This window comes from Mesorhizobium sp. M4B.F.Ca.ET.214.01.1.1, assembly GCF_004791545.1.
In the GTDB taxonomy this organism is placed as follows: Bacteria; Pseudomonadota; Alphaproteobacteria; order Rhizobiales; family Rhizobiaceae; genus Mesorhizobium; species Mesorhizobium abyssinicae.
Genome location: NZ_SRUX01000216.1, coordinates 1 through 316 on the forward strand (window position 1 = coordinate 1; position 316 = coordinate 316).

1 protein-coding gene is annotated in these 316 nt (G+C 65.8%); it reads right to left on the reverse strand.

All coding sequences use genetic code 11. From position 1 onward, the window contains the following. On the reverse strand, positions 1 to 316 hold a 316-nt coding region (locus EN857_RS35145; protein WP_189522843.1), incomplete at both ends, for a hypothetical protein.

Genomic DNA, 316 nt, shown 5'->3' on the forward strand with positions numbered 1-316 from the left:
GAGCCGTCCGGCACGACCTCGTAGATGTTCTTGCCGACATCGGCCAGCGTCAGTCCGCCGATCGACCAGGCGCCGCCGGCCCCCGTCGTCGTCGAGCGGTCGCCGGCGCTGAGATCGCCGCTGTTGTCGTCGTCGATGAAGATGGTCACCGGATCATGCGACCAGGCGGTGTCGTCCGCCGTCTTGCCGTTTCCGGTCAGGTCCTCGTACTTGGTGCCCGAGACTGAGAAGTCGAGGAAGTTGGTGAAGTCGTTGCCGGTGTCGGTGCCACCGCTGCCGGGATTGTCGACGGTCTGCACGAGGATCCCGGTCTGCT